Raw genomic sequence first — 23772 nt, 5'->3', positions numbered from 1 at the left:
AACCGAAGGTTTTCACCTTCTTCACCGCTGGTAACGCTGGGCGTCCCCGGCAGCGGATGCGTACTTTACGGATTCGCCGGGCGTTTGGCAAGCACTATCTTTACAAAGATCCAGCGCCCTATAAAAAAGCGGCAGGTCTGCTTGATGGATATGCTCCATAACAAGAGACTGCCGCAAACCACCGAACACAGTACTGATAAAAACGTTTGGCGAATAGCCAAAGCGTGCCTGCACACACTACATGTTAGATCTCAAAGCCCAGACCAAAATCTTCGCTGGAGATAGCCATTAAGCTGCCAGCACCGGCCTGGATCATCTGCGCATGCGCTTTCGTACGCGGCAGTAGCCGCTGATAGTAGAATCGCGCAGTATTAAGCTTGGCGGCATAAAACGCCTTATCATCACCTTCAAGCGCAACAGATGCTTGTTTAGCCGCTCGCGCAAACAGATAAGCAAGCGCGACATAGCCGGAATACATCAGGTAGTCGACACTTGCCGCCCCAACTTCCTCACGATCCTGCATCGCTTTCATGCCAACCCCCATCGTCAGCTCACCCCACTCTGCGTTGAGCTTAGACAGCGGCGTAACAAACTCTTTAAGCGCAGGGTTATCAGCCTCGGCTTTACAGAATTTATGAATCTCTTTGGTAAAGACCTTGAGCGACTCCCCTTGGCTCATCAGCACTTTTCGCCCCAGCAGGTCGAGCGCCTGAATGCCGGTAGTACCTTCATAGAGCCGCGTAATACGTGCATCACGCACTAACTGCTCCATTCCCCACTCTTTAATAAAGCCGTGACCACCAAAAATTTGTACGCCTTCATTAGTACTCTCAAAACCAACTTCCGTTAAAAACGCTTTAACGATCGGCGTAAGCAATCCCAGCAAGGTTTCAGCACGCTCTTTTTCTTCACCAGGCTGACCAAGCTCAACGGTGTCCAGCAACTGGGCGGCGTAAAGCACCAGCATGCGCCCACCTTCGGCAAACGCTTTTTGCGTTAGCAGCATCCGGCGCACATCCGGATGAACAATAATCGGGTCGGCAGGTTTTTCGGGCGCCTGCTTGCCTGACAAACCACGCATCTGTAGGCGGTCACGGGCGTAACTCAACGAATTTTGAAAACTGGCTTCAATGAGGCCAAGCCCTTGGATACCCACGCCAAGGCGCGCAGCATTCATCATGGTAAACATGCACGCCAGGCCTTTATTAGGCGGCCCAACCAGATAACCAGTGGCACCATCAAAGTTCATAACGCACGTCGCGTTACCATGAATGCCCATTTTATGTTCCAGGGAGCCGCAGGTTACCCCATTGCGCTCACCGGGATTGCCATCCGCATCAGGTAAAAACTTAGGCACGACAAAGAGTGAAATACCTTTTGACCCTTCTGGCGCATCAGGCAGTTTGGCGAGCACCAGATGGACAATATTTTCGGCCAGATCATGCTCACCAGCGGAGATAAATATCTTGGTGCCGGTAATGGTATAAGCCTCCCCAGCGGCTGGCACGGCGCGAGTCTTGATTAACCCAAGATCGGTACCACAGTGAGGCTCTGTTAAGCACATGGTGCCCGTCCAAACGCCTTCCACCAGCTTGGTAAGATACGTCGCTTTCTGCTCGTCGGTGCCATGATGGCGCAGCGCGTCAGCGGCACCATGAGAAAGCCCTGGATACATACCCCAGGCTAAATTGGTCGCGCAGATCATTTCCGAAAGCACCATAGCAAGCGAAGGCGGCAACCCTTGCCCACCGTGCTCGGGATCAGCCGCCAGACTTGGCCAGCCGCCTTCTACGTACTGCTGGTACGCCTCCTTGAAGCCTTGAGGCGCTTTCACCTCACCGCCCTCTAGCACACAACCCTCTTCATCGCCGCTTTGATTAATTGGCAGGAGAACATCACGAGAAAAGCGCGCGCCCTCTTCCAGAATGGCGGCCACTACGTCGGGTGAAGCGTCATCACCTTCTGGCAATGCAGCGTAGTGAGCAGGGTAATCAAGCATTTCGTCCATGACGAAACGCATATCACGCAGAGGGGCCTGATAACTTGGCATAGCACTTCTCCTAAACGGGGAGTTGAAAGCAGCGCTGGATTTCAAAAAAACAGCTTTCAAACACATGTTTGAAAGCTAGCGCGCACCGCAAAGCGAGTCAAGCGAGCGTTTGAATTAAAGCCACATTAACGCTAGTCCTTTGGTCGAAGCATTGAGAATTGATCGGCTAAACGCAAAAAAACTCGCCAGCCGAATTGCTGGCGAGTTGATGTCTAAGCAACGGATGCGCTTTCACTGCATCCGAATACCACCGTCCAACCGAATCACCTCACCATTAAGCATGGAATTAACAATAATATGCTCGGCTAGCTGGGCAAACTCCTCTGCCCTGCCTAACCGCTTGGGAAAAGGAACAGAGGCGGCAAGCGCTTGGGCGGCTTCATCAGGTATGTCGCCCATCATCGGCGTTTCAAACACGCCCGGCGCAATCGCCATGACACGAATAGCATGCCGAGAAAGCTCTCTAGCGGCAGGCAAACTCATCCCCACTACGCCTGCTTTAGAGGCGCTGTAAGCGCACTGCCCCACTTGGCCATCGAAGGCGGCTATAGATGCCGTGTTAATAATCACGCCACGCTCGCCATCCTGATTGGGCGTGTTTTTTGCCATGGCCGCCGCTGCCAAGCGCATGACGTTGAAGGTGCCTACCAGATTGATATGGATTGTTTTGGCATAGGCATCCAGGTCAGCCGGATTGCCCTCCCGATCCACTAGCTTGGCCACGCTAATCACGCCAGCACAGTGAATAACACCCGCGAGCCCTTTTTCTTCGCTCAATTTGGCAGCGACCTCGAACGCCTGCTGCATCTGTTCTGAAGAGGTAATATCGGCCATACAGGCTTTTGCGCGCTCTCCTAGTTGGGCAGCATGACAGCGAATACTGTCTTTTACATCACACAGCACCACCTTGGCGCCAGCGGCCACTAACCGCTCAGCCGTTGCTGCGCCCAACCCAGACGCCGCCCCGGTAATTAAAAACGTGCTCTCCTTTACCTGCATAATGGCTCTCCCTGGATTGATTAATTGTTATGGCCGGCTTGTTCAACCGCTTGCGCACGTAGCTTGAAGCGTTGGATCTTGCCGCTAGGCGTTTTAGGCAACTCCTCGACGAATTCAATGACCCGAGGGAACGCATGGGCAGATAGACGTTCACGCACCTGCTGGCGAATCGCCTCAGCCAGCTCATTGCTTGGCTCGTACCCTTCGCGAAGCACAATATAGGACTTGATCACCTCGCCGCGAATTTCATCAGGCTGCCCGACCGCCGCAGATTCCGCCACGGCAGGATGCATCATGACACTATTCTCCACATCGGTAGGTCCTACCCGGTAGCCAGCGGTGGTAATGATGTCATCATCACGGCCTGCAAACTGGAACGAACCATCCTCATTACAGATCACTACATCGCCGGTCAGATAATAGCCTTTCACAAAGGGGTTTTTCTCTTGGCACGTATACCCTTGGAAAAAATGCGCCGGTGAATGTTCAATATCCACGGCCAGTACGCCCGGCTCTCCCGCTGGCAACTCATTATACTCTGCATCCAGAATGGCCAGCCGATAGCCCGGCAAAGGTACGCCCATGCCACCTACATGCTTGGGGTGATCAAGGGTGTGATGATTGTTGCAGGTCATGCCCGTTTCGGTTTGCCCGTAGTGGTCCATCACTGAACAGCCAAGCGATTTTTCGACCCAGTTGACCACTTCAGTATTTAACGGCTCGCCTGCCGAGCTCGCAGCGCGCAGCGATAACGTTTGATAGGCATCATCGAACAACCCTGACGCCTTCATTAAACGATAGGCCGTGGGGGCTGCCGCAAAATTGGTGATCCGGTGACGTTTCATAAAGTCAAGCGCCCCTTCGGCACTAAACCCGGCTTCGCAGAAATGCGTGGTCACACCTAACAGCAGCGGTCCGGTAATGGCGTAGTAAAGGCCATACGCCCACCCAGGGTCCGCCATATTCCAGAAGCAGTCATCATCACGCAGGTCAACGGCAAGTTCCATATACAGCGCAAAGGCGGTCATTGCCGAAAGCGGCACGGCCACACCCTTGGGCTTGCCCACGGTACCCGAGGTGAACATTTGCAAAAAAGGCTGGGCAGGATCAAGACGAGGCGGCTGGGTCGTCATCGACGCATGCGCCAAGGCAGCCTGCCAATCCAGATCATTTGGATGTTCGCGGCTCGCCCCTCCCACCGTCAGTATTGACGGGCACTGACTCAAGCCGTCAAATTTATCGCGGTTGGCGTGATCGGTGATCACCAGCTTGGTATCTGCCCGGCCTAAACGGTAATCCACTGCATCAGGCCCAAAGGCTGTAAATAGCGGCTGATACACACCACCTATCCGCCAGGTAGCCAGCACAGCTATCAGTAATGCCTCTGACCGAGGCAGCATACAGGCAATGCGGTCTCCCTCTTTTAGGCCTTGCGCCACCAACCAACCCGCCAGTTTGCCACTCTGTTCGTCCAGCTCGGCATACGTCAGGGTGTGTGTTACCCCTTGGGTATCCTCATGAATCAGCGCCAGCACTTCTCCGCGCCCCGCTCGCACATGGCGTCCGCAGCACGCTTCAAAAGCATTGAGCTGGCCGTCCTGATGATCATCCAGACGGGCAACCATCTGGTCGATTGAGAAATGCTCAAGATAACCCGAATAATCGGGGAGTGGTGTCGCTGTCATGATGGCTCTCTTATGTTGTTGGTAATGAGCAGTCTTGCAACAGGCGGGGTAACGTTTTAAGTCATGCGCGTATTTCTTTCGGTTTACGTTAACGTAACCCCATAGATAACCTCAACGCTAAAAGCAATCCGCAGGAAGCGCAAGCTATCTACCGCGTTAAAGGGTTATACGTTGGTCGAGGAAATACACAGACGAGTCGCTGGCAGCAAGTGCCTATTTACTCCTGCTAGAAAAAAGCATTGAGGGCATCTGGCTGGTTGCTTAAAAAAATAGCGCTTAGCGCGCCATGATCATCGCCACCAACTCATCCGCAAGGTCATCTGGCGTACGTGGGCCACCGGGGTCATACCAGCGCACGGTCCAGTTCAAAGCGCCCAATATAAATCGCGAAACCAGAAAGCGATCCCCACGGATAAGCTTCGCTTCCAGTGCATCGTCTATAACCTGCACCCACAAGGCCTCATACGCATCGCGCAAATGGCTTAAGTGTGCGCTAGCGGCAGGGTCCAGGCGCCGCCATTCAAACAGGGCCACCACATGAGCATTGCGGTCGGTAAACAGCGTTTCCAGATGAGCACGTGCCATCGCGCGCAGCCGCTCTTCAGGGTCAGACGAGCAGCGTTCAATCGATTGACGAGCAATCATTAGCGCATTCTGCACTCCTTCCTCGATTACCGCAGCAAGGATTTCCTGTTTATCCTTGAAGTGATGAAACAGGCTGCCGGACTTGATCCCCATTTCCTGCGCCAGCATACGTACAGTGGTACGATCAAAGCCCTCCTGGACAAAGAGCTGAGCCGCTAAACGCGTCAATTCCTTGCGGCGCACAGATGCATTTATTACATTCATTTCACTCACACTAGCGCTTGCTTGGTTATCCACGAGAAAACCACAGCCCCGCCAACGGGTCAACGCATCGCTTATCGCCCAGCAGAATAATCACAATAAATCCTAAGGAGTTAGCTAATGAATACTGCAACCGATATCGTATTTCTATCCGCTGCACGCACCCCCATGGGAGGCATGATGGGCAGCTTATCGAGCATGAGCGCCCCTGAACTGGGCGCGGTTGCTATTCGTGCAGCGGTTCAACGCGCGGGCATTGAGCCCGATGCCATTGATGAAGGCATTATGGGCTGCGTGCTTCCGGGGGGTGTCAAACAAGGCCCTGCTCGCCAAGCCATGCGTCAGGCCGGCATACCCGATGCGTGCGGCGCAATGACGATTAACAAGCTATGTGGTTCGGGCATGAAGGCCGCCATGCTCGCCCACGACGTAATTAAAGCGGGTAGCGGGCAAATTCTACTGGCGGGGGGTATGGAGTCCATGTCCAACGCCCCCTACGTGCTGACCAAAGCCCGCGGCGGTTATCGGTTAGGCCACGGCGAGCTCAAAGACCACATGTTTCTGGATGGTCTTGAGGATGCTGAAACGGGCACATTAATGGGCGTTTTCGCTCAGGATATCGCTTCACGGCGAGGCTACACGCGGGAGCGTTTGGATGATTTTGCCATTGCCTCGCTCGAGCGCGCTATCGCTGCTTCCAACGGTGGGCAACTGGATGCTGAAATGGCGCCCGTCACCGTATCTACGCGCCAAGGCGACACGCTTATTGAACATGATGAACAACCGTTTCAAGCCAAACTCGACAAAATTCGCCACATGCGACCAGCCTTTTCTAAAGACGGCACCATCACTGCAGCAAACGCCAGCTCTATCTCCGATGGCGCTTCAGCGCTTATTGTGGCAAGCGCAGAAGCAGCCGAACGCCACGGCGTGAAGCCATTAGCCAGAATGCTGGGGCATGCAACCCACGCTCGCCACCCCAGCGAGTTTACGATTGCCCCGGTAGGCGCCATAGAAAGCCTGATGAAAAAGCTTGGCTGGAGCGTCGGCGACGTCGATTTATTTGAGATTAACGAAGCCTTTGCCGTGGTGACGCTAATGGCAATGGACGATCTTGGCTTACCTCACAGCAAGGTCAATATTTTTGGTGGCGCCTGCGCCCAAGGGCATCCTGTTGGCTCTACCGGTTCACGCATCATTGCCACGCTTATTCATGCCCTACGTACTCAAGGCGGCAAACGTGGCATTGCCAGCCTGTGTATTGGTGGCGGCGAGGCCACAGCGGTTGCTGTTGAGCTTATCGACTGACATAAACGACGCGGGGCCAACGCTTTGCAGCGTTAGCCCCGCGCTTTCCTATCACTCACGCCAGGAAGTTGTTGCTTATCCAAACCGTCCGGTAATGTAGTCGTGAGTACGCTGATCCTGAGGGTTAGTGAATATCTGATCAGTGCTATCCACTTCGACCAGGTCGCCCATATGGAAGAACGCAGTGCGGTCTGCCACTCGAGCGGCCTGCTGCATATTGTGAGTCACCATAACGATGGTATAGCTCTCACTTAACTCATCAATCAGCTGCTCCACTTTGGCCGTGGCAATCGGGTCAAGTGCAGAGCACGGCTCATCCATCAAAATGACATCCGGACTTACCGCGACCGTCCGTGCAATACACAAACGCTGCTGCTGACCACCTGACAACCCGGTACCTGGCTGATCAAGACGGTCTTTTACCTCTTCCCAAAGCCCTGCGCGGCGCAGGCTGCTTTCTACAATATCGTCAAGCTCGGCCTTACGCCGAGCCAAGCCGTGCAAGCGCGGCCCATATGCAATATTTTCGTAGATGGATTTCGGGAAGGGGTTCGGCTTTTGGAACACAATCCCCACCTGAGCGCGCAGCAATACTACATCGCGGTTAGCCGCATAAATATCGTTTTGATCTAATGTAATCTTGCCTTCAACACGACAAATATCGATGGTGTCGTTCATGCGGTTTAAGCAGCGTAAAAATGTCGATTTACCGCAACCGGAAGGCCCAATAAAGGCCAGCACTTCGTTTTCGTAGATATCCAGGTCAATACCGTTAATTGCCTGAGAGTCACCGTAAAACACCTTAACGGCTTCGGCACTCATTTTGACCTTGTCTTTCGCCTTGCTGGTGCGGCTTTCACCGCCCCCGACGCTAACCATGGGAGTTGTTGTCATCGGCTCTGTTGAAGTATTCACTTACCACCTCGTCTCGAATTTTTTACGCAACCAAATCGCCAATGCATTCAAGCTTAACATTAGTCCCAGCAATACAATGATGGCCGCAGACGTGCGTGCTTCGAAGAAATTACGCAGCTCATTGCCTTGCCATAGATAAATCTGTACTGGCAGCGCGGTTGATTGATCCAACGGTGTTGCTGGCACACTCGCGACAAACGCGTTCATACCGATCAGAAGCAAGGGCGCTGTTTCCCCCAATGCTTGAGCAACACCCAAAATAGAGCCTGTCAAAATACCGGGAAGCGCCAAGGGCAATACGTGGTGAAATACCGTCTGCACTCGCGATGCCCCGATCCCCAACGCCGCTTGACGAATAGAGGGCGGAATGGAGCGTAACGATGCCCGCGTAGCGATAATAATGGTCGGTAACGTCATCAACGTAAGCACCAGCCCCCCTACCAGCGGCGCTGAAATAGGCAGTCTTAAATAGCCAATAAAGATAGATGCGCCCAGCAAACCAAACACAATGGAAGGAACCGCTGCCAGGTTATTGATATTGATTTCAATTAGATCGGTTAAGCGATTCTTGGGCGCAAACTCTTCCAGATAAATAGCGCTTGATACCCCTAACGGCACAGACAGCGCGATGACGATGATCATCATAAACAGCGAACCCATAAAGGCACCGGCCAGGCCCGCTGATGCCAAAGAGCTGCGTGAGTCAGTATTTAAAAATAACGAGGTACTAAACGCGTTACGAATGACGCCAGACGCTTCAAGCTGGTCAGCCCAGGCGCGCGTTTGAGCACTTAGCTGTTGGCGTGCATCCGGCAAATCACGATCAATATTGCCTTTGATCCAGACATCCACGTTCGCACTCGCCAGCATCTTGAGTTCGACGGTTTGCCCCAACAGCGAAGGATCTTCAATAAACCGATCACGCAACGCGTAGCGCTCGCCAGAGGTGACAAGCGCACGCAGATCACGTAACTGCGGCCCCTCTACCTCTACCCCCAACGCCTCTTCCAGTGCGTTATCAATTAAGGATTGCCAATTGGCCAGCCCTGCTTGTGTTTCCCACTGTAAAAAACGCTCTTCAAACTCAAACTGGCTCTCGCCACTAGCGCGTTCAGGCTTAGGCTCAAGCTGGATAATCTCGGGGTCGAAATACACATCCATGTACATGGTGGCCTGCCAAAATGCCGGCACACCACGCATTAGTATGCTGATAAACAGGATGGCGACCAGCACCATACCGGTAATAACAGCGACAAGTCCCATCCGCCGAAAGCTGTTTTCTTTACGATGCCGTTTCGCCAGCGACTTTTCTATCGTCATCAGCCGGTGTTGCCGGCGCTGCTCAATCGTTATGGACATAGTCACTTACTCGTATTGCTGGCGATATTTACGCACGACAACCAGTGCGATGACGTTTAGGCCTAAGGTGATCACAAACAGGGTAAGACCGAGGGCAAACGCAACCAGTGACTGGGGGCTTGCAAAATCCATATCCCCGGTCAATTGGTTAACAATCGTTACGGTAATAGTCGATACCGCCTCGAAAGGGTTGGCATGCAGTACAGGGTTATTACCAGCGGCCAATACCACAATCATGGTTTCCCCAATCGCGCGGCTAGCTGCCAGCAAAAAAGCACCCACAATGCCGGGAAGCGCGGCGGGCAATACCACCTGTCGAATCGTTTCAGACTTGGTGGCGCCCAAACCTAATGCACCATCCCTCAACGACTTAGGCACTTGGGTAATAATGTCGTCAGACAGCGAAGAGACAAAAGGAATGATCATGATCCCCATGACCAGGCCCGCTGTTATCGCGCTGGTTGTGCGAATATTAATGCCAATCAGATCACCAAAAGCGGAGAGAAAGGGGCCCACAACCATCAGCGCGAAAAAGCCATAAACAATGGTCGGGATACCCGCCAAAATCTCAATCACCGGCTTGGCCACATTGCGCAACCAGGGCGGCGCGTACTCTGCCATGTAGATTGCGGTCATTAACCCAACAGGAATCGCTACCAACAGTGCAATGCCACTGACCATTATGGTGCCCCAGAGGAGGGGTAATAAACCAAACTCCCCTTGGTCAGAGGTACCAGAGGTGCTAAATCGAGGGTTCCAGGTAGTGCCAAAGAAGAAGTCGACGGGACTAATAAAACTAAAGAACTTCATTGCCTCGCCCAGCATGGAGAGCACAATGCCAATCGTTGTAAATATAGCGACAGCCGAGCTTGCGGCTAGCGCAAACATAATAACCCGTTCAACCTGGTTACGGGCGCGCCACTGGGGCGTGATACGCCGCCGTGCAATGACCAGGCCCGCCACAGATAGCACGGCGACTAATGCCACCAGGCTAAAATTTTCAAACGTCTGAAGCCTTGCCATATGTGCCGCAGCGGCCCACTCTTCAGGACTACCACCACCCGCTACGCCACGTTCGTTTGCCAAGGCAGTTACACGATCCAGAAACGTTTGCATTTCACGGTCGCTCATACTGGCAACCATGTCAGTAGGCAACTGCTGAATAACCAGCATATCGATTAACTGAGGGGCTAAAAATGACCATAACAAAAATATAGCGAGTGCAGGCAAGCCGCACCAAAGCGCCACAAGCGTACCGTAATAGCCCGGCCGCGAATGCATTCGTACATCTTGAGTTGCCGCAACCGCACGGCTGCGCGTCAAGCCTAAATGGTATGCCAAGGCCATCAACACCAACAGCGTGGCTATCAAGGCAAAGTTGCTCATTATCTTTCCGCCTTTGACTTGCTACGTTTAAGCGCCAGCATCAACTGCATGATGCTGGCGCAAAAACAAACTTAATAAGGTACACCGAATCTGAAGCAGTGCCGCACTTAGTCGACGCTTACGACCGTACGGGATTCGAACTGCTCAAGCACTTGGCTACGCTCGCTCTCATCCATCGGGATCAGACCAGCGTCTTCCAGCGGGCTGCCATAGCCAGAGGTCATTTCGTTCAGGAAGAACTCCGTGTATTCCGCCAGGCCAGGAATCACGTCAATGTGCTCGCCTTTCACGTAGAAGAACAGCGGACGAGAAACCGGATACTCACCAGAGCCAATCGTTTCCAGGCTAGGTGTTACACCATCAACGGTCGCCACTTGCAAGCGGTCACGGTTTTGATCGTAGAAGCTAAGACCGAAGACACCTACTGCATCTTCCTGAGCATCCAGGCGTGCTAGGGTTTCGGTGTAATCGCCGGCAATTTCAACGATACGGCCATCGCCACGCAGGTTGATGCAAGCATCGCCTTCTACTTCAGCAACAGTGTCACAACCCGGGTGAACGACTTTCTCTTCAAAGACTTCACGTGTACCGTGGTTGGAAGCCGGGATAACCAGTACGATTTCCTGGTCAGGCAGGTTGCTGTCGATTTCAGACCAGCGGGTGTAGGGGTTATCAACCAATTCGCCGTTTTGCGGCAGTTGAGCAGCAGCTGCTTTGAAAACATGCTCAGGCGTTAGTGCAAACTCGCCACGATCAAGGCGCGAGGCAAATACAATGCCGTCGTAGCCGAATTGGATTTCAATAATTTCGTTAACACCGTTTTCGGCACAGCTCTCAACCTCACCGCTCCGAATTGAGCGAGAAGCGTTAGCGATATCGATGGTGTTTTCACCAACGCCCTGGCAGAACTGACGAAGGCCGCCACTTGAACCACCAGAACCAACTACCGGCGTATTAAACTGAGAATACGTATTGCCAAACTCTTCAGCCACGATACCTGCAAACGGCAGTACAGTAGAAGAGCCCGCAATTTGGATTGTGTCGCGAGCCATGGCAGCGCTTGAAACACCTACCGCTAGACCGGCTACTACTGCAACACTTAGCGTATGCTTTTTCACGTCGTGTTCCCCTCTGGTTTGATATCCGGCCAGCTGATGCTTACCGGAAGAGTTGGCCTTCTGGCCTTTCACAAAAGAGAGTTTGCACACGTATCATTGCAGAAATATGACAATCTCTAAATCGTTAAATACGCAAAACGTCGTATAGCAAAGGAGAACACTACGACAGGGTAAAACGACTAGCGACTCTGTTCTGAATTGGCGGTTAGCATCCGCACACCAATATTTCCAAGTAATGACGCCCCCAGCATGGTCAATACCATGGGCCACAGGTGGGCGACTTCAAACGCCCCGACCAACACCCCGGCAAGCGCGCCACAGCTAAACTGGATGCCACCCAGCAACGCCGTTGCGGTCGCACTGATATGCCCAAAGTGATCCAGCAGTGACGAGATGGCATTCGGAGTGATCAAGCCAATCATGCCAGTAAATACCATCACCAGAGGCACAACGGTATATAGAGTGACCATATCCAGCGCTGTAACGATCACCAAGCCCAAGCCCGCGATCATCTGGATCATTAACCCCAAGCGCAGGTTTTGTTGGGGTGTGCGTTGACGCAGCATATAAATATTAACGCGGTTGGAGAGCGCAATAACAACGACGTTAACCCCGAAAATCAGCGGATACATCCCCGGAGAGAGACCAAAATAATCAAGATAGACAAAGGGCGATGCTGTTACAAAGGCGAAAAGACCGGCAAAAGAGGCGGCCACTGCACAGATATACCCCATGCCTTCTTTATGCCGCAGCACGCTTACATAATTGCCGAGCACCTGACGAGGCGACGCTGCAGGCAGTGTCATATCACGGGTTTCGGGTAACCGCGTCCCCAGCAGCCAAAGCAAAAAACCGGCATATGCCGCAAGAAAAACAAAAATCAGCCACCAGCCTGCCACATGCAGCAGCATACTCCCCACCGCCGGTGCCACCAGGGGAGCCAACATCATGATCATGGCCATGGTCGACATCACTTTGGCAGCCTCTCGGCCGCTAAAGCAGTCGCGTACAATGGCGGCAGAGTTAACCACGCAGGCTCCGCCACCCAGCGCCTGGATAAATCGCCAAAACAAAAGCGAGTTGAGGCTATCAGCCGTGGTAATCATCAGGCTTGCCAGCATAAATACGACTAAACCACCCATGAGTACCGGCTTGCGTCCTATCCGGTCAGATAGCGGTCCAAAGACAAGTTGACCAATGGCAAAACCAAACAGGAACACACTAATCGAAAGCTCCGCGTGATGAATGCTGGCATTAACAGATTCCGCTAACACACCAATCGCAGGCAAATAGGCGTCAATCGCAAAAGGGGCAAGCGCTGTGTTGGCAGCAACCAACAAAGCAACCCGTCGTGGGTTAAGTTCCATAGGACTCCCTGAATTAATTAGCCACCATCAAGCACGGCAGCAATCGATAGGCCGCTAATAGTAACGCGGTGATGAAAATTAAGCACCGCAGCCCCGAAAAACTGAAACATAAACTGCTTAGCCTAGGATTCATAAGCCTTTTCCAAGACCAACTCATGGAAGCACTATGAATTTTAGAGCGCTGAAAAATATCCCACTACGCTGGCTAAGCCTATCCGCCTTACTGCTTGTAGCACTGTGTGTGCTCATGTTTGCCCTACTGACATGGAAAATGATGCAGCAGAGCCAGAACGATTTAGCGCTTCTTGAACAGGTTAATGTTCAACAGTCGTCATCGCTAAACCGGCTTCATATAGCGGGCCTTGAGGGGTTGCACCGTTTGGACAGAGCGCTTGAACGCCAATTGCGCCCCTCGCTAGGAGACCCGACAGAGGCGCTTCAAGCGGTCGAAAATGAGCTCTCTGAAATGGCAGTAGCACTGGCAACGTTTTTGGAAGCAACCGCTGAAACACCTCACCCGACACTTCGAGACGCTATAGAGCAGCAGGCAACAGCGCTTATTGGCACGATGAATGAACAATTAAACGCCGTTCAGACAGGTGACCGCGGCGGCTACCGGCAATTGACGCTTGATGCGTTAGCACATAGCCAAGCCCTAACCGAAGAGGCACGTAGCTTTTATCAACTGGCTGACCGTCAGGGTACAGAGCTAATGACTAACGCTCAACGCCGCGGTCAGTTGATTGGTCAATTGCTGTCAGGAGGCATTGCTATTGCCTTGGCACTGCTAGGTTTAATGGCCTGGATTGGACAGCGTCATGTTCTATTACCTATTAACCGCTTGGTCGCACACTTTCGTACAATGGCCGAGGGTGATTTAAGCGTTAAGGTCCCGGCTCAAGGCAATAATGAAATAGGCCAGCTCTACCAAGAGCTGGATAATATGCAGCGTGCACTCATTGAAACCGTTTCAGAGCTTCATAGTAATAGCCGCCATATTTTCGATAGCGCTCAACGCCTGGCGCTAGGCAATGAAGACCTTGCTATCCGAACGCGCCAGCAAAACGCATCCCACGAAACGACCGCGGCTAACCTGGATGAGCTGACAGAGAACGTTGCCACCACCGCTGGTTTTGCCGCCGATGCAACCCAGCTAACGTCTACGGCGGCATTACAAACCCAAGACGGTAGCCAGATAATGACCAACTTCCTGACCACCATGGAGGAGATTCACGCACGCTCAAAAGAAGTCGATGAGATTGTTAACGTTATTGATTCCATCGCTTTTCAAACCAATATTCTTGCGTTAAACGCCTCTGTAGAGGCCGCTCGCGCTGGCGAACAAGGCCGAGGCTTTGCCGTAGTGGCGGGCGAAGTACGCCAACTAGCCTCACGAAGCGCTGAAGCTGCGCGCCAAATCCAAACCTTGCTTGCCGCATCAGGCAACAGTATTGAGCGTGGCCATACCTTATCCAACAAGGCCAGCCACGGCATGAACGCGATTGTTGAAACGACCGAACAGGCCAATAGCATCATGCTTCAGATCGCTGATGCGGCTAATGAGCAGCACCGCCACATTGAACATCTGAATTCAACACTGCACGAACAGACCCAGGTGAATAGGGCCAATACCAAGCAGGTTGAAGCTACTGCTCAGGATGCAATGTCGCTTGAAGCCGCTGCAGAAAGGATGCGTGAACAAGCCGCACGCTTTAAAATCGGAGAGATATCCAGCGATGATTTTATTTGGCAAGCCTCTCCGCCAACACCTGACTTATCCAATACCCCCACATCGGATAATATTCAGCGAGCGCCTGCCTTGCTACAGTAAAGGACTAACGACGCAAGGAGTAATGAATGGCCACTAGCCTGCTAACACAGCTTAAAGAAATGACCTCGGTAGTCGCCGATACCGGCGACCTTGAAGCCATCCGACGTTTTGCGCCACAAGATGCAACGACGAACCCTTCGCTCATCCTACAAGCCGCTCAGCAAGAGCAGCGCCGCGCCCACTTGGCCGCTATTGCCAAGGAAAGCAAGGATATTGATGATGCGGTTGACCGCGTGGCTGTCGAGATTGGCAGTGAAATTAGTGAACTGGTGCCCGGCTACGTATCCACCGAAGTAAGTGCTCGGCTTTCATTTGACCGTGATGCCACTATTGCGCGCGCGCATTCATTGATTGAGCGGTACGCCCAAAAGGGCGTGGGTCCTGAGCGCATACTAATCAAGATGGCCTCCACTTGGGAGGGTATTCAGGCAGCGCAGCAGCTTGAGCGTGAAGGCATCCGTACCAACCTCACGCTGCTGTTTGGTTTTGCTCAGGCTCAAGCATGTGCCGATGCAGGCGTCACTTTGATTTCGCCGTTTGTCGGGCGCATCCTCGATTGGCATAAATCTCGTCAGCCTGAAGCCGATTTTAACGGTAACAATGACCCAGGCGTACAGTCTGTCAAACAGATTTACAGCTACTACAAGGGCCATAACTACGCCACCATCGTAATGGGCGCAAGCTTTCGTAATATCGGCGAGATTATATCTCTGGCAGGCTGTGACCGTCTGACCATTTCGCCCAAGTTGCTTACCGAGTTGGATGAACAGCAGGGTGAACTAACTCGCCAGCTAACGCCGATGGGCGCGAGTAGCTCAGCGGACGAGCCATTAACGCAAAGCGATTTCCGTTGGGCCATGAATGAAGATGAAATGGCGTCTGATAAACTAGCGGAAGGTATTCGCAAATTTATGGCCGACCAGCGTGAGCTGGAAACATTGCTCGGCACACTGCGAAAGTCATAAGTTATTAAATTGCGCCACGCTTAAACGACACCCCCCACAAAAGTGGGGGGGGGTTGTCAGTCGTCGGAGCCTCCCTTTCTTTATCAGGGAGGCTTTTTTAATGGTGGGGTTCTGTATTCTGCGCTTCCAACATCTCAACCAACGGCTGGAACTGCTCGCGATTATGCTCATTCATGTGCATTAAAATACGATGCGCTTCAAGAATTCGCTCGCGCAGCCCATCTTCATCCGCAGGCTCTTCAGGCAGCTCAACAAGCGCATCGCTAAGCGCTGGCGGCTGTTGAAGCGGCGCCTCCATCAAGGTAAAAAAACGCGCAAAGCCCATAACATCGAGCATTTTACGAACATCAGGATTATCCGCAATGATAGTAGGCGGGTGGGCCAAGCGCCCTTTTACAGCCATCGCCACCTTTGCAAGAAAACCCAATGCCGTTGAATCGACATTGGTCGCTTCACGCAAGTCAATCATTACCGCACGTAACCCAGGCGTTTCAGCCAGATGTTGTGCCTGGGTATCCAGCGTGGCACAAAGCGTTAACCGCACATCGCCACAGAGTTTTAAGACAAAAACACCGGAGTCGAACGCCGCTTTAATACGGCCTTCATCAATCAGCATGAACAAATCCGCTCACCATCATGATTGTTAGATCATCGGGTAAAGCACCGCGTTCCTGGTTCGCCTCACCCGTCTCCCCTGCTGCCAGCAGGACACTTGTTTTGGCTAGCCGTTCGCGCAACTGCTCAAGCGTGACACTTTCGCTTACTAATTGCTCAAGCTCCTTGAGCCGCGTGTCGAGCGTTTTACCCGGCAAGCATTCCAATACACCATCTGAACACAGCCATAATCGAAATTCGGCCGGCAAGGCACAGCTCAGCGAAGGATACTCTATATCGGGGAAAAGGCCTACTGGCATCCCCTCTCCTTCAAGCCGGGAGAGCTTACCGCCCGCAACCAAAAAAGGCATCGGTAGCTGTGCACCGAGCGAATAGTGAAGAGTATGAGAGTGATGGTCAATAACACCTACAAACAACGTTGCATGTTTACCGATATCGGTCCCCTGCAACTCTCGATTCATAGCGGCCAACCAGTCCGGCGCCAAGCACTCGGGCTTGTGGCCGTCCCACTCATTTAGCCAACGGTTGCATAAATACTTTAACAGCACGGTCACAAACGCCGAGGATGCGCCGTGCCCAGAAACGTCTGCAAAATAAAACGCACTGTAACGGTCGTTGTAACGCTGATAATCCAGAAAGTCGCCGGATAGATAAAGCGAGGGCGCAAACCAATAATCATAGTAAACGCCGTTCACCACCTTGGGGTGAGCAGGCAATAACCGACGCTGAATATGCCCCCCACTTTGCTGGTCCATGCGCAGCAGCGCCAGATGTGTCTCCAGGCTCTCGTTTAATTCAGCGAGTCTTTCTCTATCACGGTCTCGCTCAATGGCTAACTCATTGAGCTCAATAGCCTTACGAATCATTCGTCGCAGCAGTTCAGCATGGCGTAGAGGATGAACGATATAGTCCACCAACCCTATGTCAATCGCCTTGATCAGGTCCGCATCCTGACGTGAGTCGCTTACCACCAACGTGGGTAAGCGACGCGTCAACTGCGACCACTGCTGCTGAGGCACCGAGTGCGCATGCGCAACAATCAAAGCGGTTTCTGCTGGAAGATAGTCGATATTATCTGCAGCATATACGCCCATACCATCACACGTGATGGCTTCTGCCAGCGCATCGCGCTCCGGACCGGGCGCGTCAATTACCGCAACCAGTTGCCTGGAATGATCCATATCAAGCCTCAATCGGCGAAATCGTCGTCACTAGCATCGCTGTCGTCGAAATCACTGTCATTGAAATCGCTGTCGTTAAAGTCAAAATCATCCATTGCAAACGGGTCATCGCCTAACTCGCCGTCACTAATTTCAAACTGGCGGCTCTGCAAATAAGCGTCGCGCACAAAGCTGTAGCGATCACCACTAATCAAGTTTTCCCGATCAAGTAACGCGGCGCGTCGGTCAATAATATTGAGCGCGCTTAATACAAGCTCGGTGGTGTTATCATCCACGTAAACGATGGGGTAGGTCATGATATCAGCAGGCCGCCCCGTAGCATCACGTAACGTACTGGGCCCCAAAAACGGCAAGACAAGGTAGCGTGAGTCATCCCACCCCCAGGCCGCCAGCGTTTGCCCAAAATCCTCGTCGCTTGCGTTAATCTCCATCAACGTCGCGTAATCAAGCAACCCACCGATACCCACCGTTGTGTTGATCAAAAAACGGGATGTTGCCAACCCAGCGTTCGCCGGTTTTCCTTGAAGAAGACTATTTATAGTCGTACGAATTTCGCCAAGGTTGGAGAAAAAGTTGCTGACACCGGTTTGTACAGGGCTCGGCGTAATCGTGCGATACCCTTGGGCTACCGGCTTCAACGTATACTGATCAACGACATCGTTAAAGGCAAAAACGCGGCGATTAAAGCCCTCCCACGGATCATCCGGATTCGCATCTTGAGCCATTTGCGTGCTGGCACAACCGCTAGCCGCCATGGTGATAAGCAGCACAGCTGGTAGGGCTGCGTTACGCAGTGAAAAAGTGGTGGCTTGCCTGGCTAACAACCGCAGCATGGTTATTCCTCTTCAAAAACTAACGTACTGTCACTGACGTCGTACTGTTACTGACGTCGAACTACGACGCACCCTGCGCTGTAGCCTGCTCCAAAGGAGCAAATCACACCAATGTCGCCCTCCACCATATCCTCATGATGTAAATGAAAGGCAATAATGGAACCAGCGGAGCTTGTGTTTGCATAGCGGTCTAAAATGATGGGCGCTTGCGCCTCACTGGGCTCAAAACCCAATACCCTGCGAGCGATAAGATCGTTCATATGGCGGTTAGCCTGATGCAGCCACATTTTTTTGAGATCACTTCCCGATAGCTCCAACGAGGTCAAGTGATCTGTAATCAACTGGGCTACCATGGGACACACTTCTTTGAAAACTCGCCGCCCTTCTTGCACAAAGAGCTTATCAATTGCTAACGGATCACTGTCCGTCACACGGTTTAAAAAGCCGGCATTATTGCGAATGGCATTGGAAAACCGGGTAACAAGCCGCGTACCTATAATTTCAAAGCGCTCATCGGCCACTGCATCGACACTGTTTTCCAGGACCACAGCGGTGCAAGCATCGCCGAAAATAAAGTGGCTGTCACGGTCTCGAAAGTTTAAATGTGCCGAACAGATTTCCGGGTTCACTACCAGGGCGCGCTTAATACTGCCGGACGCAATAGCATTAGCGGCCGATTCAAGGGCGAACGTAGCAGAGCTGCAAGCCACGTTCATATCAAATCCATAACCCTTGGCACCCAGCATCTGCTGCACTTCTACCGCTAACGCAGGATAGGCACGCTCCATATTGGAGCAAGCCACAATCACCAGTTCGATGTCACCAGGTGCTACCTGGGCCTTTTCCAGCGCTTGGCGTGCGGCAGAGACGGCCATGTCACACTGAATAGAGGGCTCGTCATTTTGACGTAATGGCAGCCGAGGACACATCCGCTCAGGATCTAAAATACCTGAAGCATCCAATACGTAACGACTTTTAATACCAGAGGCTTTTTCGATGAACTCACTGCTGGAGTGGGCTAGCGGCTCACGCTCACCCCGTGCAATCGCATCCGCATGACACGCATTTTCGTTATCCACCCACGTATTAAATGCAGCCACCAGCGCCGCATTATCAATGGCGTGTTCCGGTGTATAAAGCCCTGTCCCGGTTATCACCACGTTTGTCATGCCTATCTCCTCTAAGCGGCTTTTGCCCCTATTGCTTGCTGTTTAGACTCAGGCCCAAGGCTCGCGCTTAATATTACTGTGTGCGTTATTTGCAGGGTTTACCAGTCATCTTTTAAACGCTAATTATTTCTTGCCAACGCTTTTCAAGGCGCTTTGCCGATACAGGCATCAGCGTTCCCAACTGCTGAGCAAAAAGGGAAACGCGAAGCTCCTGTATCCACCAGCCAAATTCCACCAACTCGGGATCTTCAACACGCCCCCGACGCTCGCTTTTACGCCGCGCATCAAAGCGAGTTTCAAGGGCCTGAACGTCATGCATCAGCATCTGGTCACGCCCGCGCTCACGTGCAGCTTTTTCAAGGCGGATGAGCGCGGCTTCGGTGTAACGAGGATACTCTGTCAGCCATTGGCCTGCATCACGAATGAACCCCGGGTAGACCAGCCGCTGCATCTGTACGCTGATATCGTTATACACTAGGGCAAGCGCAAAATTGAGCTTGCCTTTAAGCACTTTACTCACTGCCAAGTGACCTTTTAGCGCCGCCTCGACCTGCTCAAGCAGGGAAGTCGCGTAATCAACCAATTCTGCTTTGGTAGCGTCCAGGCGAGCGCTCAATTCGGCCGATGAGCGCGGCAAAGGATGCTGGGCAACGACTTGAGTAAAGACGGCTAACATCAGGTCATCCAGCAACGCTTGCTTGCTACCCACTTTGGCAAACAGCAGCGCGCATTTTTCAACACCGGGTAGGCGCTTAATCGCTTTTACCTGGTCAGGCTGTTTGGCAATTGCCAGCCGGGCAACGCCCTCTTGATGCGCCGCCAATGCCTTTGCCGGATGATCAAAAAGCGCGACCTTAAACTCACTGGCTTCAGCCACCAACGCCGGGTAGGCCTCGACACGAATGCCCGCCTGCGTAGTCACACGCGAATCAGGCAATGGCTCCTCAGGCAGGCCGTCAAGCGTAGGCGCCTGGTTTGCCTGCTCGGCCAACGCCTGGGCACCGGCACTGGCCGCCGCTTCAAAGCGCTGCTCCAGCGCTCTGACATCGCGCCCTTGACCCAGCAGCTCACCAGCATGATTGATGACTCGAATGTTCATAATCAGGTGGGCATCGAGTAAATCCAGCCGCCAGTCATCCGGATGAACACGCGTTGCGGTACGTCGACGTATAAATTCGCCCAATGCTTCTGTGAGCGGGCGCTGATCGGGCACCAGGGTTTCCAACGCTGCATCGACCCAATCAGGAATGGGTACCACCTGGCGGCGAATGCTTTTAGGCAGCGACTTTAAAAGCGCAATGCACTTTTCTCTTAAAAGCCCAGGCACCAACCACTCTAATGCGTGCACAGGCAATTGAGGCAGCATGGCGGCAGGTACGGTCAATGTAACGCCATCATCGTCTGCATTGGGATCAAAGTGATAACTCACCGGATAAGCCACCCCGGCAAGTGTTAAATGGTCAGGGTACTGCGCTTGGGTGACATCGGCGGCGTCACGCGCTTTCAGCGCATCCAGATCAAAATTCAACAGCGCAGGCGTCTGGCGTTCAGCCTGCTTACGCCAGTGCTCGAAGCCTTTACCATTGACAATGTCGTCTGGAATACGCGCGTCGTAAAACGCAAACAACGCCTCTTCATCGACCAGAATATCACGGCGGCGGGCGCGGTCTTCAAGCGCCTCCACTTCGTCAATGAGTGCGCGGTTATGAGCAAAAAACGCGCCCTGAGTCGTAAACTCGCCTTCCACCAGCGCACGACGGATAAACAGCTCGCGCGATTCTTTGGGGGCAATTGGCCCATAGTGCACACGCCGACGCGCGACAATAGGCAGGCCAAACAGCGTTACTTGCTCAAAAGCAACGACCTGCGCACGCTTTTGTTCCCAATGAGGCTCGCTATAGCTGCGTTTCACCAAGTGCTGAGCCTGCGGTTCGATCCACTGGGGATCGATCTTGGCAACGGTGCGTGCATACAGTTTTGTGGTTTCAATCAGCTCAAATGCCATTAGCCATTTGGGCGATTTTTTGGCGAGCCCCGAGCCGGGGTGAATCATGAATTTACGATTACGTGCGCCCAGGTACTCGCGATTTTCCACTACCGTGCCCAGGTTAGACAAAAGGCCTGAAAGAAGCGCCTGGTGTAACTTACCTGAGGTCTTGCGTCTGGCCTGACGCGCCTGCTCTTCGCTCTCCTCGTCATTGCGCGGTAGCGGAGCGGGAACATCGATCTGCATATCGCGCAGCAACTGCCTAAGCTGACGGAACGTATCGTGCCATTCACGCATGCGCAGATAATTAATATAGTGCTCGCGACACCAGCGGCGCAGCTGATTGCCGGATAATGCTTCGCGGGCATTCTCAATGCCATGCCACAAGTTGAGCAGCGCGACAAAATCCGAATCCGGGTCGTGCCAACGCTGGTGCGCCTGATCGGCAGCCTGGCGTTTATCGGCCGGACGGTCTCGCGGGTCCTGAATGGCAAGCGCGGACACCACCACCAGCACATCACGCAGGCTACCGCGCTCCGCACCTGCTAACACCATCCGTGCCAAGCGCGGGTCGATGGGCAGTTTCGCTAACTTTCGCCCCAACTCGCTCAGGTGATGCTTTTCGTTGACCGCGCCCAGCTCAAACAATAGCCGAAAACCATCTTTTACAAAGCGGCTGTCCGGTGGGTCTACAAAGGGGAACGCTTCAATATCACCCAGTTTTAGCGCCAGCATCGACAGAATGACCGAGGCTAAATTGGTCCGCTGAATTTCAGGATCAGTAAAGGCTGGACGCGAGACGAAGTCCTCTTCGTCGTAAAGACGAATACACACCCCTTCTGCCACCCTACCGCAGCGCCCCTTGCGCTGATTGGCACTGGCCTGGCTTACCGGCTCAATCGGTAGGCGCTGAATTTTTGCCCGATAGCTGTAGCGGCTAATCCGGACAAGCCCCGGGTCCACCACATAACGAATGCCGGGCACCGTCAACGAGGTTTCCGCAACGTTAGTGGCCAACACAATGCGCCTTCCACGGTGGGCAGAAAAAACCCGGTTCTGCTCCTCATTGGAGAGACGTGCGTACAGCGGCAGTATTTCCGTCCCTTGCAAATCAGCCCGGCGTAACGTATCGGCTGTTTCACGAATTTCTCGCTCGCCTGGCAAAAATACCAGAACATCCCGGGGGCCATGTAGCCAGCCTTTTTCGCGCTCGATGGCTTCGATTTCGAGAACGGCGTGCAAAATCCCTTCTTGTAAGGTGCGATCCTCTTCATCTTCTTCATCACGCACCAAAGGGCGATAATGCACGTCGACCGGATACGTACGTCCTGATACCTCAACGACGGGTGCGGATGCTTTAGGCGTACCGAAATGCGCGGCAAAACGATCAACATCAATGGTTGCCGAGGTAATAATCACTTTAAGGTCAGGACGTTTAGGCAACAGCCTTTTTAAATAGCCCAGCAGAAAATCGATGTTCAGGCTACGTTCATGAGCTTCATCAATAATGATGGTGTCGTAGCGCAGCAACAAGGGATCGTGCTGGGTTTCAGCCAGCAAGATACCATCGGTCATTAGCTTCACTAACGTGGTGGGGCTACTTTGATCCGTAAAACGTACCTGATAGCCCACCTGCTCACCAAGCGGCACCTCAAGCTCTTCGGCCAGCCGCCCGGCAACACTGCGCGCCGCTAAACGCCGCGGCTGTGTATGACCGATAAGTCCTTTACGTCCACGGCCTAACTCCAGGCACATTTTGGGGAGCTGAGTCGTTTTGCCCGACCCGGTCTCCCCCGCCACTACCACCACCTGATGGTCACGAAGGGCGTTTAAAATATCTTCCCGACGCTCAACCACCGGCAACTCAGCCGGATAGTTAAAGGTCACCTTCAACGCCTCGCGCTGGTTAAACACTTGCTGTGCCCGGTGAATATCGCGCTCCACCTCGTGCAAACCGTGACCAATCGGCTTGTTGTCGCGCAGGCGACGCGCCAGCCCTGCTACGCGCCGCTCAAGGCGCTGGGCATCACGCAGCATAACGTTGCTTATGGTTTCATTAAGCGTAGCCAAGCGTTGATTATCGGTAAGATCAGAAGGCATATCGGTGGTCACGTTAGGCTCAGTTTCCATTCGTTATTGAAAAGCAGATGTACCAATG

17 protein-coding genes are annotated in these 23772 nt (G+C 53.0%); 3 read left to right on the top strand and 14 right to left on the bottom strand.

Annotated features, from left to right (window positions below; all coding sequences use genetic code 11):
• Positions 1 to 244: 244 nt before the first annotated feature.
• The 4 genes from INT20_RS13805 to INT20_RS13790 form a co-directional block, all read right to left on the bottom strand.
• Positions 245 to 2050: an acyl-CoA dehydrogenase C-terminal domain-containing protein gene (locus tag INT20_RS13805; RefSeq protein WP_193054907.1), complete on the bottom strand. Its 1806-nt coding sequence runs from the start codon at positions 2048 to 2050 to the stop codon at positions 245 to 247.
• Between the two features lie 231 nt (positions 2051 to 2281).
• Positions 2282 to 3049, bottom strand: coding sequence for an SDR family NAD(P)-dependent oxidoreductase (locus tag INT20_RS13800; RefSeq protein WP_193054906.1), 768 nt, complete (start codon positions 3047 to 3049; stop codon positions 2282 to 2284).
• 20 nt (positions 3050 to 3069) lie between these two features.
• Positions 3070 to 4734: an AMP-binding protein gene (locus tag INT20_RS13795; protein WP_193054905.1), complete on the bottom strand. Its 1665-nt coding sequence runs from the start codon at positions 4732 to 4734 to the stop codon at positions 3070 to 3072.
• A 276-nt stretch (positions 4735 to 5010) separates the two neighbouring features.
• Positions 5011 to 5583 carry a TetR/AcrR family transcriptional regulator gene (locus tag INT20_RS13790; protein WP_193054904.1) on the bottom strand — a complete coding sequence of 191 codons (573 nt, stop codon included), beginning with the start codon at positions 5581 to 5583 and terminating at the stop codon, positions 5011 to 5013.
• A 117-nt stretch (positions 5584 to 5700) separates the two neighbouring features.
• Here INT20_RS13790 and INT20_RS13785 point away from each other — a divergent pair, with 117 nt between their 5' ends.
• A complete protein-coding gene (locus INT20_RS13785; protein ID WP_193054903.1) occupies positions 5701 to 6888 on the top strand; it encodes an acetyl-CoA C-acyltransferase in 1188 nt (395 codons plus the stop codon).
• Between the two features lie 75 nt (positions 6889 to 6963).
• Here the strand turns inward: INT20_RS13785 and pstB are convergent, their stop codons facing one another.
• From pstB to INT20_RS13760, 5 genes are all read right to left on the bottom strand, one after another.
• Positions 6964 to 7767 (bottom strand): phosphate ABC transporter ATP-binding protein PstB, encoded by an 804-nt coding sequence (gene pstB / locus INT20_RS13780; RefSeq protein ID WP_172117307.1) that lies wholly within the window; start codon positions 7765 to 7767, stop codon positions 6964 to 6966.
• A 36-nt stretch (positions 7768 to 7803) separates the two neighbouring features.
• Positions 7804 to 9162 carry a phosphate ABC transporter permease PstA gene (gene pstA / locus INT20_RS13775; protein ID WP_193054902.1) on the bottom strand — a complete coding sequence of 453 codons (1359 nt, stop codon included), beginning with the start codon at positions 9160 to 9162 and terminating at the stop codon, positions 7804 to 7806.
• A 6-nt stretch (positions 9163 to 9168) separates the two neighbouring features.
• The gene (pstC, locus tag INT20_RS13770; RefSeq protein WP_172117051.1) at positions 9169 to 10548 is read right to left on the bottom strand and encodes a phosphate ABC transporter permease subunit PstC; all 1380 of its coding nucleotides are present in this window, start codon (positions 10546 to 10548) and stop codon (positions 9169 to 9171) included.
• Between the two features lie 107 nt (positions 10549 to 10655).
• On the bottom strand, positions 10656 to 11666 hold the full coding sequence (locus INT20_RS13765; RefSeq protein ID WP_172117052.1) for a substrate-binding domain-containing protein: 1011 nt from the start codon (positions 11664 to 11666) through the stop codon (positions 10656 to 10658).
• A gap of 179 nt (positions 11667 to 11845) precedes the next feature.
• Positions 11846 to 13033: a multidrug effflux MFS transporter gene (locus INT20_RS13760; RefSeq protein WP_172117053.1), complete on the bottom strand. Its 1188-nt coding sequence runs from the start codon at positions 13031 to 13033 to the stop codon at positions 11846 to 11848.
• A gap of 166 nt (positions 13034 to 13199) precedes the next feature.
• On the opposite strand from INT20_RS13760, the gene INT20_RS13755 reads away from it, so the two are divergent.
• Together INT20_RS13755 and tal are read left to right on the top strand one after the other, a co-directional pair.
• Positions 13200 to 14864: a methyl-accepting chemotaxis protein gene (locus tag INT20_RS13755; RefSeq protein WP_193057120.1), complete on the top strand. Its 1665-nt coding sequence runs from the start codon at positions 13200 to 13202 to the stop codon at positions 14862 to 14864.
• A 26-nt stretch (positions 14865 to 14890) separates the two neighbouring features.
• Positions 14891 to 15829 carry a transaldolase gene (gene tal, locus INT20_RS13750; protein ID WP_193057119.1) on the top strand — a complete coding sequence of 313 codons (939 nt, stop codon included), beginning with the start codon at positions 14891 to 14893 and terminating at the stop codon, positions 15827 to 15829.
• A 97-nt stretch (positions 15830 to 15926) separates the two neighbouring features.
• On the opposite strand, the gene INT20_RS13745 is transcribed toward tal, so the two are convergent.
• The 5 genes from INT20_RS13745 to hrpA all read right to left on the bottom strand — a co-directional run bounded on the left by INT20_RS13745 (position 15927) and on the right by hrpA (position 23744).
• Entirely contained in the window at positions 15927 to 16445 is a 519-nt protein-coding gene (locus INT20_RS13745; protein ID WP_193057118.1) for an STAS domain-containing protein, read from the bottom strand.
• Positions 16435 to 17625 carry a PP2C family protein-serine/threonine phosphatase gene (locus INT20_RS13740; protein WP_193057117.1) on the bottom strand — a complete coding sequence of 397 codons (1191 nt, stop codon included), beginning with the start codon at positions 17623 to 17625 and terminating at the stop codon, positions 16435 to 16437. Before INT20_RS13740 ends, INT20_RS13745 begins: the two co-directional genes overlap by 11 nt.
• 8 nt (positions 17626 to 17633) lie before the next feature.
• Positions 17634 to 18458 (bottom strand): MlaA family lipoprotein, encoded by an 825-nt coding sequence (locus INT20_RS13735; RefSeq protein ID WP_193057116.1) that lies wholly within the window; start codon positions 18456 to 18458, stop codon positions 17634 to 17636.
• 47 nt (positions 18459 to 18505) lie between these two features.
• Entirely contained in the window at positions 18506 to 19627 is a 1122-nt protein-coding gene (locus tag INT20_RS13730; RefSeq protein ID WP_172117059.1) for a beta-ketoacyl-ACP synthase III, read from the bottom strand.
• A 112-nt stretch (positions 19628 to 19739) separates the two neighbouring features.
• Entirely contained in the window at positions 19740 to 23744 is a 4005-nt protein-coding gene (hrpA, locus tag INT20_RS13725) for an ATP-dependent RNA helicase HrpA (protein WP_193057115.1), read from the bottom strand.
• Between the last annotated feature and the right edge of the window lie 28 nt (positions 23745 to 23772).

Origin of the sequence: Halomonas citrativorans, assembly GCF_014898005.1 — a bacterium.
Taxonomy (GTDB): domain Bacteria; phylum Pseudomonadota; class Gammaproteobacteria; order Pseudomonadales; family Halomonadaceae; genus Vreelandella; species Vreelandella citrativorans.
Note: the sequence above shows the minus strand (reverse complement) of the source record. Positions and strands in the feature narration are given on the sequence as shown.

What these genes read in the sequence shown, in the direction of transcription:
- INT20_RS13805 (WP_193054907.1), bottom strand. Translation starts at nt 2,050, where the DNA reads ATGCCAAGTTATCAGGCCCCTCTGCGTGATATGCGTTTCGTCATGGAC.
- INT20_RS13800 (WP_193054906.1), bottom strand. Translation starts at nt 3,049, where the DNA reads ATGCAGGTAAAGGAGAGCACGTTTTTAATTACCGGGGCGGCGTCTGGG.
- INT20_RS13795 (WP_193054905.1), bottom strand. Translation starts at nt 4,734, where the DNA reads ATGACAGCGACACCACTCCCCGATTATTCGGGTTATCTTGAGCATTTC.
- INT20_RS13790 (WP_193054904.1), bottom strand. Translation starts at nt 5,583, where the DNA reads ATGAATGTAATAAATGCATCTGTGCGCCGCAAGGAATTGACGCGTTTA.
- INT20_RS13785 (WP_193054903.1), top strand. Translation starts at nt 5,701, where the DNA reads ATGAATACTGCAACCGATATCGTATTTCTATCCGCTGCACGCACCCCC.
- pstB (WP_172117307.1), bottom strand. Translation starts at nt 7,767, where the DNA reads ATGGTTAGCGTCGGGGGCGGTGAAAGCCGCACCAGCAAGGCGAAAGAC.
- pstA (WP_193054902.1), bottom strand. Translation starts at nt 9,162, where the DNA reads ATGTCCATAACGATTGAGCAGCGCCGGCAACACCGGCTGATGACGATA.
- pstC (WP_172117051.1), bottom strand. Translation starts at nt 10,548, where the DNA reads ATGAGCAACTTTGCCTTGATAGCCACGCTGTTGGTGTTGATGGCCTTG.
- INT20_RS13760 (WP_172117053.1), bottom strand. Translation starts at nt 13,033, where the DNA reads ATGGAACTTAACCCACGACGGGTTGCTTTGTTGGTTGCTGCCAACACA.
- INT20_RS13755 (WP_193057120.1), top strand. Translation starts at nt 13,200, where the DNA reads ATGAATTTTAGAGCGCTGAAAAATATCCCACTACGCTGGCTAAGCCTA.
- tal (WP_193057119.1), top strand. Translation starts at nt 14,891, where the DNA reads ATGGCCACTAGCCTGCTAACACAGCTTAAAGAAATGACCTCGGTAGTC.
- INT20_RS13745 (WP_193057118.1), bottom strand. Translation starts at nt 16,445, where the DNA reads ATGCTGATTGATGAAGGCCGTATTAAAGCGGCGTTCGACTCCGGTGTT.
- INT20_RS13740 (WP_193057117.1), bottom strand. Translation starts at nt 17,625, where the DNA reads ATGGATCATTCCAGGCAACTGGTTGCGGTAATTGACGCGCCCGGTCCG.
- INT20_RS13735 (WP_193057116.1), bottom strand. Translation starts at nt 18,458, where the DNA reads ATGCTGCGGTTGTTAGCCAGGCAAGCCACCACTTTTTCACTGCGTAAC.
- INT20_RS13730 (WP_172117059.1), bottom strand. Translation starts at nt 19,627, where the DNA reads ATGACAAACGTGGTGATAACCGGGACAGGGCTTTATACACCGGAACAC.
- hrpA (WP_193057115.1), bottom strand. Translation starts at nt 23,744, where the DNA reads ATGGAAACTGAGCCTAACGTGACCACCGATATGCCTTCTGATCTTACC.